Source organism: Pseudomonas sp. KCJK8993, from assembly GCF_046230915.1.
In the GTDB taxonomy this organism is placed as follows: domain Bacteria; phylum Pseudomonadota; class Gammaproteobacteria; order Pseudomonadales; family Pseudomonadaceae; genus Aquipseudomonas; species Aquipseudomonas piscis.
The window spans coordinates 1-1,161 of record NZ_JBJJLO010000245.1 but is presented as its reverse complement, the minus strand read 5'-3'; the positions used below and the strand labels follow the sequence as shown (position 1 = coordinate 1,161).

The 1,161-nt window shown below is 62.1% G+C and carries 1 protein-coding gene and 1 pseudogene; both read left to right on the top strand.

All coding sequences use genetic code 11. The annotated features are described in order from the left end of the window. A pseudogene (locus ACK6AU_RS31975) lies at positions 1–271 on the top strand (methyl-accepting chemotaxis protein); the annotation flags it as partial. 188 nt (positions 272–459) lie between these two features. Further along, the coding region (locus tag ACK6AU_RS31970; RefSeq protein WP_409303764.1) for an MCP four helix bundle domain-containing protein at positions 460–1,161 on the top strand (702 nt) is incomplete at its 3' end.

Sequence of the window (1,161 nt, the reverse complement as noted above, 5' to 3'; positions counted from 1 at the left end):
TGAGTCGACCCTGAACATCGCCCGGGGCGCCGGCCTGTCGCTGGACACCATCAACAGCGCGATCATCCAGATCAACGAGCGCAACCTGGTGATCGCCAGCGCCGCCGAAGAACAGGCCCAGGTGGCCCGCGAAGTGGACCGCAACCTGGTGAACATCCGCGACTTGTCGGTGCAATCGGCCACCGGCGCCCACCAGACCAGCGCCGCCAGCAATGAACTGGCCAGCCTGGCCGTGGACCTGAATGGCCTGGTGGCGCGCTTCCGCCTCTGACCCGACGCCCTCGGCCCCGCCCCTGTTTGCAGGCCGAGCCCGGAATGAACGACCAGCGCAAGAGCCATCCGCGACACCCGCGCGAGCCTGAAATCCACGACAGGACTCAAGACTTTAGTCGTACGACCGATAAGTCACGGTAGATCAGTCTCAAGCCCCGCATGGATGCGCTCTTCCTGGTACCTATCATGTCCCTTCGTAATATGAATATCGCTCCGCGGGCCTTCCTCGGTTTTGCCATGATCGGCGGCTTGATGCTGATCCTCGGGGTTTTCGCCCTGAACCAGATGAGCAAGATTCGTGGCGCCGCCGAAGACATCACCCTGAGCAGCGTGCCGAGCATCCAGAGCCTGGACGAGTTCACCCAGCTGACCCTGCGCCTGCGGGTGCTGTCCTATCGCCTGCTGGTGAACCGTGAGCCGGATGTCCAGCAAAAGACCATGGAACTGCTGGATATGCGCAACCAGCAGATTCGCGCCGCCCAGGGCACCTATGAAAAGCTCATCACCGGCCCGGCGGAAAAAGCCGCCTATGACCAGTACGTCCAGTTGCTGGGCCAATACCGGCAGATCGAAGAACGGATGAAGAGCCTGTCGCGCAACAACCAGGTGGATGAGCTGCGCAACTTGCTCAACACCGAGTTGCTGAACAACTCCGAAGCGATCAACGCCGTGCTCAACCACCTGATGGAGATCAACACCCAGCAAACGGTGGACACCAACCGCCAGGCCGCGGAGCAGTATTCGGCCGCGTTCAAGCTGGTGGTGCTTCTGTTGCTCCTGGCCACTGGCCTGACCCTGCTGTTCGCCTGGCTGCTGACCCGCAGCATCACCCAACCGATCGCCAAGGCCCTGGAAGCCGCCGAGGAGATCGCCGAGGGCAACCTGACA